Source organism: Pelomonas sp. V22, assembly GCF_030014915.1.
Classification (GTDB): Bacteria; Pseudomonadota; Gammaproteobacteria; order Burkholderiales; family Burkholderiaceae_C; genus JAUASW01.
The window spans coordinates 229,903-245,777 of sequence record NZ_JAGIXS010000001.1 but is presented as its reverse complement, the minus strand read 5'-3'; the positions used below and the strand labels follow the sequence as shown (position 1 = coordinate 245,777).

General features: G+C 67.6%; 12 protein-coding genes. 10 read left to right on the top strand and 2 right to left on the bottom strand.

Annotation, left to right across the window (positions count from 1 at the left end; all coding sequences use genetic code 11):
- Positions 1 to 183: 183 nt before the first annotated feature.
- The 8 genes from J7U46_RS01135 to J7U46_RS01100 all read left to right on the top strand — a co-directional run bounded on the left by J7U46_RS01135 (position 184) and on the right by J7U46_RS01100 (position 12,186).
- Positions 184 to 1,209 carry a substrate-binding domain-containing protein gene (locus J7U46_RS01135; RefSeq protein ID WP_282822973.1) on the top strand — a complete coding sequence of 342 codons (1,026 nt, stop codon included), beginning with the start codon at positions 184 to 186 and terminating at the stop codon, positions 1,207 to 1,209.
- Positions 1,206 to 2,099 (top strand): ribokinase, encoded by an 894-nt coding sequence (gene rbsK / locus J7U46_RS01130; protein ID WP_282822972.1) that lies wholly within the window; start codon positions 1,206 to 1,208, stop codon positions 2,097 to 2,099. Before J7U46_RS01135 ends, rbsK begins: the two co-directional genes overlap by 4 nt.
- 11 nt (positions 2,100 to 2,110) lie before the next feature.
- Entirely contained in the window at positions 2,111 to 3,079 is a 969-nt protein-coding gene (locus tag J7U46_RS01125) for a nucleoside hydrolase (RefSeq protein WP_282822971.1), read from the top strand.
- A 29-nt stretch (positions 3,080 to 3,108) separates the two neighbouring features.
- A complete protein-coding gene (locus tag J7U46_RS01120) occupies positions 3,109 to 4,422 on the top strand; it encodes a TRZ/ATZ family hydrolase (protein WP_282822970.1) in 1,314 nt (437 codons plus the stop codon).
- Positions 4,423 to 4,547: 125 nt separating this feature from the next.
- A complete protein-coding gene (gene purL, locus J7U46_RS01115; protein ID WP_282822969.1) occupies positions 4,548 to 8,528 on the top strand; it encodes a phosphoribosylformylglycinamidine synthase in 3,981 nt (1,326 codons plus the stop codon).
- A gap of 210 nt (positions 8,529 to 8,738) precedes the next feature.
- Positions 8,739 to 9,683: a LysR family transcriptional regulator gene (locus J7U46_RS01110; RefSeq protein ID WP_282822968.1), complete on the top strand. Its 945-nt coding sequence runs from the start codon at positions 8,739 to 8,741 to the stop codon at positions 9,681 to 9,683.
- A gap of 322 nt (positions 9,684 to 10,005) precedes the next feature.
- Positions 10,006 to 10,878, top strand: a complete 873-nt coding sequence (locus J7U46_RS01105; RefSeq protein WP_282822967.1) for an ABC transporter ATP-binding protein — start codon at positions 10,006 to 10,008, stop codon at positions 10,876 to 10,878.
- 12 nt (positions 10,879 to 10,890) lie between these two features.
- Positions 10,891 to 12,186: an ABC transporter permease gene (locus tag J7U46_RS01100; protein WP_282822966.1), complete on the top strand. Its 1,296-nt coding sequence runs from the start codon at positions 10,891 to 10,893 to the stop codon at positions 12,184 to 12,186.
- Positions 12,187 to 12,190: 4 nt separating this feature from the next.
- Here J7U46_RS01100 and J7U46_RS01095 read toward each other — a convergent pair whose 3' ends face one another.
- Together J7U46_RS01095 and J7U46_RS01090 are read right to left on the bottom strand one after the other, a co-directional pair.
- Complete coding sequence (locus J7U46_RS01095; protein ID WP_282822965.1) at positions 12,191 to 13,186, bottom strand: LLM class flavin-dependent oxidoreductase; 996 nt, start codon at positions 13,184 to 13,186, stop codon at positions 12,191 to 12,193.
- Between the two features lie 55 nt (positions 13,187 to 13,241).
- Entirely contained in the window at positions 13,242 to 14,339 is a 1,098-nt protein-coding gene (locus J7U46_RS01090; protein ID WP_282822964.1) for a trypsin-like peptidase domain-containing protein, read from the bottom strand.
- A gap of 46 nt (positions 14,340 to 14,385) precedes the next feature.
- On the opposite strand from J7U46_RS01090, the gene J7U46_RS01085 reads away from it, so the two are divergent.
- Both J7U46_RS01085 and rlmB read left to right on the top strand, forming a co-directional pair.
- On the top strand, positions 14,386 to 15,126 hold the full coding sequence (locus J7U46_RS01085; protein ID WP_282822963.1) for a heparan-alpha-glucosaminide N-acetyltransferase: 741 nt from the start codon (positions 14,386 to 14,388) through the stop codon (positions 15,124 to 15,126).
- Positions 15,123 to 15,869, top strand: coding sequence for a 23S rRNA (guanosine(2251)-2'-O)-methyltransferase RlmB (rlmB, locus tag J7U46_RS01080; protein WP_282822962.1), 747 nt, complete (start codon positions 15,123 to 15,125; stop codon positions 15,867 to 15,869). Before J7U46_RS01085 ends, rlmB begins: the two co-directional genes overlap by 4 nt.
- Positions 15,870 to 15,875: the final 6 nt, after the last annotated feature.

Below are 15,875 nucleotides of genomic sequence, written 5' to 3'. Positions count from 1 at the left end.
AGGCTTTTCTTCTGGGCGGGCCACGCGCAGGCTTTGCGCAACGTGGCGGCGCAAAGGAGGCGATGGCTGGCGCACAAACGGCGATGCGCTATGCTGCGCCCCTGTGGCCAAACGTTTGCCACCAGAGACAACGCAAAGCCCGCAAAAGGGCCTTGTTCCAACAAGCAAACAGAGCGTGGATTCGTGAGCACGATCAAAGATGTTGCGGCCCTGGCGGGGGTGTCCTTCACCACCGTCTCCCATGTCCTCAATGAAACCCGGCCGGTCAGCGCCGATGCGCGCCGCCGCGTGCTGGCCGCCGTCGAGGAAATCGGCTACCTGCCCAGCGCCGTGGCCCGCTCGCTGCGCAAGAGCGAGACCAAGATCATCGGCGTGCTGATCCCCAACGTGGAGAATCCGTTCTTCGCCGAGCTGGTCTGCGGCGTCGAGGACCATTGCCGCTCGGCCGGTTACTCGGTCTTCCTCTGCAACTCCGACAACGACCCGCGCCGCCAGCAGCAGTACATGCGCACGCTCTTGGAGAAGCGGGTCGATGGCCTGCTGCTGTCCTCGGCCGGCGATGCTGCTGCGCTGGCGCGCATCTTCAAGCTGGCCACCGTGCCAGCCGTGACCGTCGACCGTCTGGTGCCGGGCGCCAAGGCCGACCGCGTCTCGGTGCACAACCAGGACGGCGCCTACCAGGCCGTGCGCCATCTGCTGGACCTGGGTCATCGTCGCATCGGCTGCATCAGCGGCCCGGCCGAGTTCGAGGTCGCCTGCGAGCGTATCGACGGCTGGCGCAAGGCGCTGGCCGAGCGCGGTATCGAGCCCGGCGCCGACTGGCTGATCGAGAGCGACTTCAGCAATGCCGGCGGCTACGAATCCGCACGCCAGCTGTTGCGCGGTTCGGCGGGCCTCTCGGCCATCTTCGCCAGCAACGACATGATGGCCATTGGCGCGCTGCGTGCAGCGGCCGAAAGCGGGCTGAAGCTGCCCGAGCAGATGTCGGTCGTCGGTTTCGACGACGTGGAGCTCAGCGCCTTCGTCTATCCGGCGCTCACCACGGTGGGCGTGTCCATCAAGGAGCTGGGCCGCGAGGCCGGCAAGGTCCTGCTTGACCGCATCGAGAACCCCGGCGCGCCGTTGAAGGATGTGCTGCTCACGCCGCGCCTCGTGGTGCGCGAGAGCAGCGCCGCACCGCGCAACCTGGCCACGGCGGTGAACCCATGAGCAAGGCCAAGGTGGTTGTCGTCGGCAGCCTGAACATGGACATGGTGTCCCACTCGCTGCGCCTGCCGGCGCCGGGCGAGACCCTGGTCGGACATGACTTCGTGATGGCCCCGGGTGGCAAGGGCGGCAACCAGGCCGTGGCCGCTGCGCGCCTTGGCGCCTCGGTCGCATTCGTCTCGCGCGTGGGCACGCGGCAGCATGGCGAGGCCTTGTTGCAGGCGCTGCGCGATGAAGGCATTGACACCAGTGGCAGCACCGTCGATCCGCAAGCCCTGCCTGGCATCGCCGTCATCATGGTGGCCAGCGAGGGTGGCGAGAACTCCATCGTCTATGTGCCCGGCAGCAATGCCGACCTGAGCCCGGCGGACGTGCAAGCCAGCCGCGCGCTCTTGCAGGCGGCCAAGGTCGTTGTCGCTCAGCTGGAAGTGCCGATGCCGGCGATTGCCGAAGCCTTCGCCATCGCGCGTGCGGCCGGCGTGACGACGGTCTTGAATGCGGCGCCGGCCTTGCAGGTCAGCGACGAGCTGTTGGCGGTCAGCGATTGGCTGGTCGTCAACGAGACCGAGGCCGGGCAGATGAGCGGCGAGGCCGAGCCTCTGGCCGCAGCCCATGCCTTGCTGAAACGCGGCCCCAGGCAGGTGCTGGTTACGTTGGGCGCTCAAGGCGCCTTGCTGGTGACGGGCGAGGGCGTGCAAACGGCGTCCGCGGCGACCGTCAAGGCCGTGGACACCGTTGGCGCTGGCGACACCTTCGTCGGCGGCCTGGCGACCGGCCTGGCCGAGGGCATGACGGCCATCGAGGCCGTGCGCCTCGGGCAGGCGGCGGCGGCGATTGCGGTCAGCCGCAGCGGCGTGCAATCGGCGATGCCGCGCCGTGCAGAACTGAGCTGAGACCTTGATTGATGAGCGACGTCCAACACCAAGTCATCTTTGACACCGACCCCGGCATCGACGATGCGATGGCCTTGTTCCTGCTCGCGCGCCATCCCTCGGTCAAGCTGCGCGCGATCACGGCGGCCTTCGGCAATGCTTCGGTCGAAACCACGGCCCGCAACGCGCTGGCGCTGGCTGGCTTCTATGGCATCGAGGTACCTGTGGCGACCGGTGCTGGCGGCCCACTGCAATCGAATGCGCGGCGCGACTTCCCCGCCCATGTGCATGGCGACGACGCGCTGGGCGGCATGTTCGCCCGCCTCCCGGCAGCAGCGCAGACGCTCGACCCGCGCCCGGCCCACCAACTGATCTGCGATCTGGTCAATGCCGAGCCCGGCGAGATCACGCTCGTCGCCGTGGGCCCGATGACCAACCTGGCCCTGGCCCTGCGCCACGATCCCGGCATCGCGGCCAAGGTCAAGCAAGTGGTGGTGATGGCGGGCGCCTTCGGTACCCATGGTCACAGCGGCAATGTGACGCCGGTGGCCGAGGCCAACGTGATCAACGACCCCGAGGCGGCCGACCTGGTCTTCACGGCCGCCTGGCCCGTGGTCATCATCGGCCTGGACGTGACGCAGGAAACCGTGATGAAGCACGACTACCTGGCGACCCTGCGCGGCAAGGGGCAGGGCGTGGGCGACTTCCTGTGGGAGGCCACGCGCCACTACCAGGACTTCTATCATGAGCGTGACGGCATTGGCGGCATCTACTCGCACGATGCCAGCGCGGCGGCCTATGTGATCGAGCCCTCGCTGTTCACCCTGCGTGCCGGTCCGGTGCGCGTGGTGCAGGATGGCATCGCCAAGGGCCAGACCATCCAGGACCACCACAAACCCACCGGCGCCACCACGCCCTGGAGCGGCTGCCCGGTGCAGCAGGCCTGCATAGGCGTGGATGCGGCCGGTGTGCTGCGGCTCTATGCCGCAGCCTTTGAATGATTGATGAATCGACAAGACAAGGAACCGACATGAGCATCACCCTCCTGAACGCCGGCTGGATCATCCCCATGGCGGCCGGCACCGGCACACTGGCCCAGCACACCCTGGTGATGGATGGCGAGCGCATCGCCGCCTTGCTGCCCTGGGCCCAAGCTGCGGCGCTGTACCCGGCCGCCGAGGTGGTCGAGCTGCGCGAGCATGTGCTGATCCCCGGCCTGATCAATGCCCACACCCATTCGGCGATGTCGCTGCTGCGCGGCGTGGCCGACGACGTGCCGCTGATGGACTGGCTGCAGAACCACATCTGGCCGCTGGAGAAGCAATGGGTCAGCGAGGACTGGACCTACCAGGGCTCGATGCTGTCGGCCGCCGAGGCCCTGCGTGGCGGCGTGACTTACCTGAACGACATGTACTTCTTCCCGACCGCGATGGCCCGTGCCGCCATCGACTCGGGCATCCGCGCCGGCGTGTCGATCAATGTGATCGACTTCCCCACCGGTTATGCCTCTGGGCCGGATGACTACATTGTCAAGGGCCTCGCGGCCTACGAGCAGTTCAAGGGCGAGAAGCTGCTGGACTGGACCTCGGCCCCGCATGCGCCCTACACGGTGTCGGACGAGACCTTCGTCAAGCTGCGCAAGTTGGCCGAGGAACACGACCTGCAGATGCACTGCCACATTCACGAGACGCAGTTCGAGGTGGATGAGAGCGTCAAGCAGTTCGGCATGCGTCCCTTGGAGCGCCTGAACAAGCTGGGCCTCCTGAACGAGCGCATGATCGCCGTCCACATGGTCCACCTGACCGAAGACGAGATTGGCATGCTGGCCCGCCAGAACGTGCACCTGGTCCACAACCCGAACTCCAACCTCAAGCTGGCCTCGGGCATCCAGCCCTTGACGGCACTGGAGGCGGCTGGCGTCAACACCATCCTCGGCACCGATGGAGCGGCTTCCAACAACCGCCAGGACATGTTCGGCGAGATCCGTGCCGCGGCCCTGCTGGCCAAGGGCGTGACACAGAACGCCACCACCGTCTCGGCCCGCACGGCGCTGGAGATGGCCACGATCCGTGCTGCCAAGGCCATGGGCCGGGGTGACGATCTGGGCTCGCTGGAAGTGGGCAAGCTGGCCGACGTGGTGGCCGTGTCGCTGTCGGCGCTGGAGTGCCGCCCGGTCTACAACCCCGAGGCGCAGCTCGTCTACGTGGCCGGCCGTGAGCATGTGTCCGATGTCTGGGTGAACGGCCGCCAGGTGCTGAAGGGCCGCGAGCTGACCACCATCGACCAGGGCGCGCTGCTGGATCGCACCGAGGCCATCGTGGCCGCGATGAAGGCCGGCATGTAATCGCGCAGAGGCCTTACGGCCTGGTGAAACTTGCCGGCCCAGCCCGGCAAGCGTCCCGGCCATCGGTAGAATCCCGCAGCTTGAAGCCCAGCCCGACCCCGGGCCGGCAGCTATCGCGGGACTCCATGGCACACCAAAAGCATCTGCTCTCGTTCGCAGGCGGCAACGCGCTGTCTGCTTTCCGTTCCCAGGCCCTGCTGCCGCGCTTGCAGGCGGTCAACGAGAAGATCACGGCGGTCCATGCCCGCCACGTCCACTGGGTCTGGCTGGACGCCGCCCTGGATGCCGCCGGCCAGAGCAAGCTCGCCGAACTGCTGAACTACGGCGATGCCTACGAAGGCCCGACGGAAGAGGGCGCCCTGGTCGTCGTCGCCCCGCGCCTCGGCACCGTCAGCCCCTGGGCCTCCAAGGCCACCGACATCGCCCACAACTGCGGCCTGCAGGTCCATCGCGTCGAGCGCGTCACCGAATACCGCATCACGCTGAAGAGCGGCTTGCTCGGCGGTGTGAAGCTGCTGAGCCGCGAGGAGCAGGTGGCCTGCGCCGAGATCCTGCATGACCGCATGACCGAGAGCGTGCTCTTGGCCCGCGAGGATGCCGCCCATCTGTTCGACGAGAAGAGCGCCCAGCCGCTTGAGCATGTGGACGTGCTGGGCCAGGGCCGTGCGGCACTGGAGTCGGCCAACAAGACCTTCGGCCTCGCGCTGTCGGATGACGAGATCGAGTACCTGGTCAATGCCTTCACCACCTTGAAGCGCAACCCCAGCGATGTCGAGCTGATGATGTTCGCCCAGGCCAACAGCGAGCACTGCCGCCACAAGATCTTCAATGCCAAGTTCACGGTCGATGGTGAAGACCAGGCCCTGAGCCTGTTCGGCATGATCCGCAACACCGAGAAGCTGAACCCGCAGCACACGGTGATCGCCTATTCGGACAACGCCGCTGTGATGGAAGGCCATCAGATCGAGCGCTGGATGCAGGCCGGCGACCAGCGCGCCCCGCAGTACCAGGCCCGTGCCGAGCTGTCGCATGTCCTGATGAAGGTCGAGACGCACAACCACCCGACGGCAATCTCGCCTTACCCCGGAGCCTCCACCGGCGCCGGCGGCGAAATCCGCGACGAAGGTGCCACCGGCCGCGGCTCCAAGCCCAAGGCTGGCCTGACCGGCTTTTCGGTCTCGAACCTGCGCCTGCCGGGCCTCAACGAACCCTGGGAAGCGACCAACGTCGGCAAGCCGGCCCACATCGCCAGCCCCTTGCAGATCATGATCGAAGGCCCGCTCGGTGGCGCTGCCTTCAACAACGAGTTCGGCCGCCCGAACCTGAACGGCTACTTCCGCGTCTACGAGCAGGAAGTGGACGGCGTGCAGCGCGGCTATCACAAGCCCATCATGATTGCCGGCGGCCTGGGCACGATCCGCGCCGACCTGACGAAGAAGATCGAGTTCCCGGCCGGCTCCTTGCTGATCCAGCTCGGCGGCCCGGGCATGCGCATCGGCATGGGCGGCAGTGCCGCCAGCTCGATGGCTGCAGGCACCAACACAGCGGACCTGGACTTCGACTCCGTGCAGCGCGGCAACCCCGAGATTGAACGCCGCGTTCAGGAAGTGATCAACCATTGCTGGGGCCTGGCCGAGCGCAACCCCATCCTCGCGATCCACGACGTGGGCGCCGGTGGCATCTCGAACGCCTTCCCCGAGCTGGTGAACGATGCCGGCCGCGGCGCGCGCTTCGACCTGCGCAAGGTGCCGCTGGAAGAGTCCGGCCTCGCGCCCAAGGAAATCTGGTGCAACGAGAGCCAGGAGCGCTATGTGCTGGCCATCGCGCCGGGCAGCCTCGAGCTGTTCCAGGCCATGTGCGACCGCGAGCGTTGCCCGTTCGCTGTCGTCGGCGTGACGACCGAGCAGCGAGAGCTGGTGCTGGAAGACGGCGAGGGCGGTGAGCGCGCCATCGACATGCCGATGGACGTGCTGCTGGGCAAGCCGCCCAAGATGCACCGCGTTGTTTCGCGCCTCGTGCGCGATGCCGGCCGCATCGAGCTGACCGGCGTGGACCTGTCCAAGGTGGCATTCGACGTGCTTCGCCATCCGACTGTGGCCTCCAAGCGCTTCCTGATCACCATCGGCGACCGCACCGTGGGCGGCCTGAACAGCCGCGACCAGATGGTCGGCCCCTGGCAGGTGCCGGTGGCCGATTGCGCGGTCACGCTGGCCGACTTCCAAGGCTTCGCCGGCGAAGCCATGAGCATGGGCGAGCGCACGCCGCTGGCGGCCGTCAACGGCCCGGCCTCGGGCCGCATGGCCATCGGCGAGGCCATCACCAACCTGCTGGCCGCGCCCATTGAGCTGTCGCGCGTCAAGCTGAGTGCCAACTGGATGGCCGCTTGCGGCGAGCCGGGCGAAGACGCTGCGCTGTTTGACACGGTCAAGGCCGTCGGCATGGAGCTGTGCCCGGAGCTGGGCGTTTCCATCCCGGTGGGCAAGGATTCGTTGTCCATGCGCACCCGCTGGACGGACGAAGCCGGCGCTGTGCAGCAGGTCACCGCACCGGTGTCCTTGATCATCACGGCCTTCGCGTCGCTCGCCGATGTGCGCGGCACGCTGACGCCCCAACTGCAGGCCGGTGACACCTCGCTGATCCTGGTCGATCTGGGTCAAGGCAAGAGCCGCATGGGCGGCTCCATCCTCGCGCAAGCGCTGAACCAGTTCGGCGGTGCCGTGCCCGACCTGGACGATGCGGCCCTGCTGAAGCAGTTGGTCGCCGCCGTCAACGAGCTGCGTGCAGACGGCAAGCTGCTGGCCTATCACGACCGTGGTGACGGCGGCCTCTGGGCCACGGCCTGCGAGATGGGCTTTGCCGGCCATCTGGGCGTGAGCCTCAATGTCGACATGCTGGTGACCGAAGGCGAGGGCCTGGCCGATGCCGGCGACGCCAAGAACTGGGCCGGGCAGGTGGCCGCGCGCCGCGAAGAGCTGACGCTGAAGGCGCTGTTCAACGAAGAGCTGGGCGTGGTGCTTCAAGTCGCCACGGCTGATCGCGACGCCACGCTGCAGACCTTGCGCAAGCACGGCCTCTCCACCTGCAGCCATGTGGTCGGCAAGCCGAATACGACGGGCCAGATGGAAGTCTGGCGGGATGCCAAGAAGGTGTTCGCCGCGCCGCTGGAAACGCTGCACAAGACCTGGGACGAAGTGTCCTCGCGCATCTCTCAACTGCGCGACAACCCGGCCTGCGCCGAGAGCGAGCATGCCGTCGCTGGCCGCGCGGAAGACGCGGGCCTGCACGTGCATCTGAGCTTCGACCCGAAGGAAGACGTGGCCGCGCCGTTCATCAACGTCGGCGCCAAGCCCAAGCTGGCCATCCTGCGCGAGCAGGGCGTCAACTCGCATGTCGAGATGAGCTATGCCATGGCCAAGGCCGGCTTCGAGACCTACGACGTCCACATGAGCGACCTGCAGGCCGGTGCCGTTACCCTGGAGCAGTTCAAGGGCTTCGTCGCCTGCGGCGGCTTCAGCTATGGCGACACCCTGGGGGCCGGCGAAGGCTGGGCCCGCTCGGTGATGTTCAACCCGGTGCTGTCCGAGCAGTTCAAGGCCTTCTTCGCCCGCAGCGACAGCTTCGCGCTGGGCGTCTGCAACGGCTGCCAGATGATGGCGGCGCTGTCGCCGATCATCCCGGGCGCCGAAGCCTGGCCCAAGTTCACGCGCAACAAGAGCGAGCAGTTTGAGGCGCGCCTGGCCATGGTCGAGGTGCTGGCCTCGCCGAGCCTGTTCTTCAAGGGCATGGAAGGCAGCCGCCTGCCCATCGCCGTGGCGCATGGCGAAGGCTTTGCCGACTTCTCGCAGCGCGGCGATGCGGCCAAGGTGGCCCGCGCCATGCGCTATGTGGGCAACGACGGCCAGCCGACCGAGGTCTATCCGTTCAACCCGAACGGCAGCCCGGACGGTCTCACCTCGGTGACCACGGCGGACGGCCGCTTCACGGTGCTGATGCCGCATCCGGAACGCGTGTTCCGCAACATCCAGATGAGCTGGACCAGCGGCGACAAGAGCGAACTCAGCCCTTGGATGCGCATGTTCCGCAACGCGCGCCACTGGATCGGCTGAGATGGAGCCCCTCGTCCAAGGAGTACCTTGGCCGGCCATCGCCGAGACGGCGATGGCGCTCGTGCCGTCCAATCCCGCGCAGGCGGGATCGGAGCCGCGGCACTCGCCCCCCCAAGGGGGCGGCGATGCTCGCCGGATTGACCGGCAAGCACATCGCCAACGCGGGCCGGCTTGGGAGCGGCCCTGCGCTCAGCCCGCAAGGTGACCGACATGGGCGGGAAGCAGCCCGGCGACGGCCCCGAACGCTCACCGGAGTTGCTGCATTTCCGGGCCTTCGAGGCGATCTACCGGCTGGGCTCGCTGACGGCGGCAGCCGCCCATCTGGGCCTGAGCCAACCGGCGCTGTCCAAGTCGCTGGCCTCGCTGCGCCGCTATTACGGGGACGAGCTGTTCCTGCGCGGCAAGCTTGGCATGCGGCCGACGGCGCGGGCGCGCCAGCTCTATGTCGGCGTCGCCGACATGCTGTCCATCGCCGACGGCGAACTGCGGGCGCAGCCAGCGTTTGATCCGGTCAGCTCGCACCGGGTCTTCCGCATCAGCTGCTCCGAGGTGGGGGCCATCCACTTCATGCCCCGGCTGATTGCTCGGGCCGGCCAGATCGCGCCCGGCCTGCGCTTCGAGGTCGTGCCGATGATGAGCCGCCACACCGAGTCGGCCCTGGCCAACGGCGAGGTTGACCTGGCGCTCGGCGCCTATGCCGACTTCGGCCCCGGCGTGCTCTCGCAGCCGATGTACGAGGTGCCCTATGTCTGTCTGGTGCGGCAGGACCATCCGCGCGTCGGCGAGACCCTGGACCTGGCCACCTTCTGCCGCGAGCAGCACATCGTGGCCTCGCTGCCGGACCGCATGCATGCCTTCAGCCGCGTGGAGCAGGCCATCATTGACGCCGCCGGCAGCGCCGCCATCACGGTGCGCGTGCATTCCTTGCTGATCGCGCCCTATGTGGTGGCCCAGTCGGATCACATCTTCACCGCCACTCAGCACGTGGCCCGGCGCGTGTCCATCATCCCCGGCCTGCGCATCGTCGACTGCCCGCTGGCCCTGCCACCCATCCTCGTGCGCCAGTACTGGCACAGCGCCCAGGGCAGCGACCCTGCCATCGCCTGGTTGCGCGCGCAGATCGAAAGTCTTTTCCTCGGCGACTTGCGTGCATAACCGACGGCTATTTGCGCAATCAGCTTGGGGCAGCATGATTGCCGCGGCGCATGGTCCCGACTCTAATGTCGCCGCGGTGACAGAGATCACCGCTGTGAGGAGAGAGGGGACCCTGGTTTCAGGCGTCCTGCCGGGTACCAGTGGAGGACCCGGGGGCAACAGATTCCGGCCGGCCGCACGCAGAGGTGGCTGGCCGGCCTGACCCAGGAATCTTCCGCCAAGCGCACAAAGCCTGGCTATCATCCGCCGACTTTTCAGAGCGGGGAGGGCGCGGATGCTGACGGTCCAAGGTCTTTGCAAATCATTCGGCTCGCGTCAGGTCGTGAGCGAACTCAGCCTCGGCCTGAAGGCCGGCCAGACCCTGGGCCTGCTAGGCCCCAACGGAGCCGGCAAGAGCACGACGGTGGCCATGATCTGCGGCCTGTTGCCGCCGGACCGGGGTCAGGTCTTGATCGATGGCCAGGCCATGGTCGGCGATGCCGATGCCAAGAAGCGCCGCATCGGCCTGGTGCCGCAGGAGCTGGCGCTGTACGAAACCTTGTCGGCCCAGGCCAACCTCGAGACCTTCGCCTCGCTCTATGGCCTCGGCGGCGAGACCCGCCGCCAGCGCGTGGCCGCTGCCTTGCAGGTGGCCGGCCTCAGCGAGCGGGCCATGGACAAGGTCGAGCAGTTCAGCGGCGGCATGAAGCGCCGCCTCAACATCGCCTGTGCCCTGCTGCATGAGCCCGACGTGCTGATCTTCGACGAGCCCACCGTGGGCGTGGATCCGCAAAGCCGCAATGCCATCTTCGACACCCTGATCCAGCTGCGCAGCCAAGGCCGCGCCTTGCTCTACACCACACACTACATGGAAGAGGCCGAGCGCCTCTGCGACAGCATCGTCATCATGGACCAGGGCCGGGTGATTGCTTCTGACACGCTGGGCGCCTTGCTGTCCCGCCTGCCGATGGCGGCCAGCCTGGAGCTGCGTCTGGCTGGCGAGCCCGACGAGGCCGCGCTGCGCGCCGTGCCGGCCGTGCAGAGCCTGGAGCGCCAGGGCGAGCAGTTGCGCATGGGCTTGACCACGCTGGAAGCCGTTCCGGCCCTGCTGCTGCAGCTGCAACAGCAGGGCGTGCAGGTGCTGCAGCTCTCCTCGGGCCGCGCCAGTTTGGAAGCGCTGTTCCTCTCCCTGACCGGCCGCAGCCTGAGAGATTGAGGGCAGAAGACCATGAACGCCTTGCTTGCATTGATACGCGTCCAGATCCGGCTCTACCTGAGCAACCGCCGCGCCCTGGCGATCAACCTGGCCATGCCCATCCTGATCGCGGCTTTCTTCGGCTCGTTGTTCGGCGGCGGCGGTGGCGACGACAAGCCGCTGCGCGTCAAGGTGGCCGTGGCCGACCTGGACAAGAGCGAGCTTTCTCAGCGCATCGTCAAGGCCATGGCGGCCGATGCGTCACTTGACCTGCAGCAGCTCGACCAGGCCACGGCCGAAGACCTGGTCCGTCGCGGCAAGCTGCGCGCCGCGCTGATCTTGCCGGCCGGCTTTGGCGACAAGGCCGGTGCCGCACTGATGGGCCAGCAGAAGGCCGAGGTCCGCATGGTCTACGACCCGTCCGAGAAGATGGCCAAGGGCCTGCTCGGCGGCATGTTCTCGCAGTACGCGATGCAGCAGACCATGAGCCATGCCTTCAGCGGCCAGAGCGGCGCCAAGCTGATGGACGAGAGCCTCGCGCGCCTGGACAAGGCCGAGGGCATGGACGCGGCCGACAAGGCGGCGCTCGGCAAGCTGTTCGGCAGCCTGCGCGAGGTGCAGAACCGAGCTTCCTCGGCCGCATCGGCAAGCGATGACGGCAAGGGCAGCTTCGGCGGCATGAGCATGCCCTTCACGCTCCAGGAGCAGGCGCTCAGTTCGGGCGAGCATGGCTACAACGGCTATGCCCATTCCTTTGCCGGCATGGGCGCGCAGTTCGTGCTCTTCCTGGGCGTGGATCTGGGCGTGGGCATTCTGCTCGCGCGCCGCGCCGGCCTGTGGCTGCGGCTGCGCTCGGCGCCGCTGTCGCGCTTCACGCTGCTGGCCAGCCATTTCTGCAGCACGGCCTTGATCGCTGCGAGCATCCTCGGCCTCGTGATGCTCAGCGGCATGCTGATCTTCGGCTTCCGCGTGCAGGGCAGTTGGCTCGGCCTTGCCGTGGTGGTGTTCGGCTACGGCCTCTTCACGGCCGGCTTCGGGCTCTTCCTGGCGGCCGTGGGCCGCTCACCCGAGGCCACGCGCGGCCTCGCCATCCTTGCGACCTTGCTGATGGTGATGCTGGGCGGTGCCTGGGTGCCAAGCTTTGTGTTCCCGCCCTGGATGCAGGAGCTGACGTTGGTGGTGCCGGTGCGCTGGGCCGTCGATGGCCTGGATGCGATGACCTGGCGCGGGTTGGAGCTGATCGAGGCCGTCAAGGCCGGTGCCGTGCTCTTGCTGTCGTCCGCCGTGTTCGCCGGCCTGGCCTGGTGGCGCTTCGACTGGCGCGAGTAGGTCTTCAGCGCCAGAGCTCGGCCAGCAGCGAGTAGGAGCGCTGCCTTGCCGCAGCATCGTGCACGCCGCAGGCGACGATGAATTCATCGACCTGCGTACGCTCCAGCGTGGCCTGCAGGCCGGAGCGTACCGTTGCCGGTGACCCAACCACCGCCTCGGCCAGCATGCGTTGCACACCGGCTTTCTCGCTTGCTGTCCACAGCGCGTCCATGTTGTCGATTGGCCTTGGCAAGGGCCCGCGTTGGCCGCGCTGCATGCCCAGGAATCGCTGCTGCAGCGAAGTGAAGAGATAGGCGGCCTGCTCGTCGCTGTCGGCCACGATGATGTTCAAGCCCATCATGGCGTGAGGTTTGGGATGACGGGCGCTCGGCCGATACTGGCTGCGGTAGATGTCGAGGGCCTGCATCAGCAGCTCGGGCGCGAAGTGCGAGGCAAACGCGAAGGGCAGGCCCAGGTAGGCTGCCAGCTGCGCCCCATAGAGGCTGGAGCCCAGCAGCCAGATCGGCACTTCGGTGCCCTGGCCCGGAATGGCGCGCACGACCTGACCCTCGCGCGCCGGCGCCAAGTAGCTCTGCAGCTCCAGCACGTCCTCGGGGAAACGATCCTCGGCGGCGCTGGAGAGGTGGCGGCGCAGGGCGCGCATCGTCGGCCCGTCGGTGCCGGGCGCGCGGCCGAGGCCCAGGTCGATGCGGCCGGGGAACAGCGTGGCCAGGGTGCCGAACTGCTCAGCAATCGTCAGCGGTGCGTGATTGGGCAGCATGATGCCGCCGGCGCCGACGCGGATCTTCTCGGTGGCGGCCGCGAGCTGGCCGATCAGCACGGCCGTAGCCGAGCTGGCCACGCCTTCCATGTTGTGATGCTCGGCCACCCAGAAGCGCTGGTAGCCGAGGCCCTCGGCATGGCGGGCCAGCGCAATGCTCTGGCGTAACGCGGCGGCGGCATCGCCGCCTTCGACGATGGGAGCGAGGTCGAGGATGGAGAGGGGGACGGCTGAACTCATGCCAGGCAGTCTAGGAGCGAGGCGCCGACCCTTGTCGGGCCGGGTCTATTGGGGCTTATTGGTCGGACTCGGCCAGCTTCACCGCCTGCTGCCGCGTCTTGCCGTCGCGCCACAGCGTCAGGCGCACGGTGTCGCCGGGCTGGCGGCGTTCGAGCAGGCTCAGCATGTCGTCCAGGTCGGCAATCGCTTCGTCATTGATGGCCGTGATCACGTCACCGCCGACGATGCGGCCGCTGCGGTCGCGGCTGAAGGGCTGCAGGCCGGCGGCCTTGGCCGGGCTGCGCGGGCCCACGGCCACGATGGCCACGCCCTTGGGCAGGCGCAGCGCCTGATGCAGTTGGGGCGGGCCCGAGGTGATGCCCAGCGCCGGGCGGATGAAGCGGCCGTCGCGTATCAGCTTGGGCACGACGCGGTTCACTTCGTCTACCGGTATGGCAAAGCCGATGCCGGCGCTGGCGCCGCTGGGGCTGTAGATCTGCGTGTTGACGCCGATCAGGCGGCCGGCCGAGTCGAGCAGCGGACCGCCGGAGTTGCCGGGGTTGATGGCCGCGTCGGTCTGGATCACGCCGCGGATGCTGCGGCGGTTCAGCGAATCGATCTCTCGGTTCAGGGCCGAGACGATGCCGCGCGTCAGCGTCTGGTCGAGGCCGAAGGGGTTGCCGATGGCATAGACGTTCTGGCCCACCAGCAAGTCGCGGCTCGTGCCTATGGCGATGGGCTGCAGCTTCTCGCGCGGCGCCGTGATGCGCAGCACGGCGATGTCGCGGTCCACGAAGGCGCCTACCAGGCGGGCATCGAAGCTGGTCTGGTCCGACAGCGTGACGCGGAACAGGTCGCTGCCCTGGATCACATGGAAGTTGGTGACGATGTGGCCCTGCTCGTCCCAGATGAAGCCGGTGCCCGTGCCGTGCGGCACCTCCTGCACATTGCGCGAGAACAGGTCGCGCTGCACGTCCAGCGTGGTGATGTGGACTACCGAGGGCGAGACCTTGCGGAACACATTGATGTTGTTCTGCTCCGAGGGCTCGAAGGGGCCGCGCTGCGTGACGGGGCGCGGCTGTGCCTCTGGTCCGGCCTGTGCAGGGAACGACGTTGTGGCCAGGGTGGCAAGGGCTGCCAAAACGGCCAGCAGCATCTGACGGGTGGTCTGCATGATCTTCATCGGTTTGATTCTCCGGCCGGCATAGACTGCGCGCCTGATGTCCAGCAGCCTCTCTCATCCATCGCCACGCTTTGATCGTCTCGACGCACTGCGTGGTGCCGCCATTGTCTGGATGGCGGGCTTCCATTTCTGTTTCGACCTGCGCTTTTTCAAGCTGACAGCGGCTGATTTTTACCGCGACCCGTTCTGGACCGGCCAGCGCACCGCCATCGTCAGCCTGTTCCTGCTCTGCGCCGGCCTCGGCCAGGCGGTGGCGCAGGCGCAAGGCCTCGGCTGGCCGCGCTTCTGGCGCCGCTGGGGACAAGTGGTGGGCTGCGCGCTGCTCGTTTCCGCCGGCTCGGCCCTGATGTTCCCGCAGAGCTGGATCAGCTTCGGCGTGCTGCATGGCCTGGCCTTGATGCTGCTGTTGCTGCGCTGGGCCGGGCCTCGCCTGGGGCAGGCAGCCGCCGTGTTGATAGGCGCGGCCGTCATCGCCTTGCCGCAGCTCTGTTCGCATGTCTTCTTCGACAACCGCTGGAGCAACTGGCTGGGCTTCACGACGGCCAAGCCGATCACCGAGGACTACGTGCCGCTCCTGCCCTGGTTCGGCATGATGCTGTGGGGCTTTGCCCTCGGCCGCTGGCTGCTGGCCGCGCGGCCGGCCTGGCTGCAAGGCGCGCTGATCGCGCCACTGCAGCCGCTGGCGCTGCTCGGCCGCTGGTCCCTGAGCTTCTACATGCTGCACCAGCCAGTGCTGATCGGCCTCTTGTTCGCCTGGACTGCGACAATGGCGCGATGAGCGCACCCAAGCAAATCCTCTTCGGCTTCCATGCCGTCACCGTGCGGTTGAAGACCGCCCAGGCCTCGATCCAGGAGATCCATGTCGACGCCAGCCGGCGCGACCAGCGCATGCGCCAGTTCATCGAACGCGTCCGCGAAGCCGGCGTCAAGCTGATCGAGAGCGACGACGACCGCCTGACCAAGCTTGGCGGCAGCCCGCGTCACCAGGGCGTGGTCGCCCGCGTGACGGCCCTGGCCCAACAGCATTCGCTGGACGACCTGCTCGATGCGCTGGAAGGCGAGGGCGGCGCGCCGCTCCTGCTGGTGCTGGACGGCGTGACCGACCCGCACAACCTCGGCGCCTGCCTGCGCGTGGCCGATGGCGCCGGTGCGCAAGCGGTGATCGCGCCCAAGGATCATTCGGTCGGCGTGAACGCCACCGTGGCCAAGGTCGCCAGCGGTGCGGCCGAGACGGTGCCCTACTTCATGGTCACCAACCTGGCTCGCACGCTGAACGAGCTGAAGGAACGCAACATCTGGGTGATTGGCACCTCCGATCAGGCGACCAAGTCGATCTATGACCTGGACCTGAAAGGCCCGGTGGCCCTGGTGCTGGGCGCCGAGGGCGACGGCATGCGCGCGCTGACGGCCAAGACCTGCGACGAGCTGGTGAGCATCCCGATGAAGGGTGCGGTCGAGAGCCTCAATGTCTCGGTGGCTGCAGGCGTCTGCCTGTTTGAGGCGCTGCGCCAGCGCCGATAATCCAGC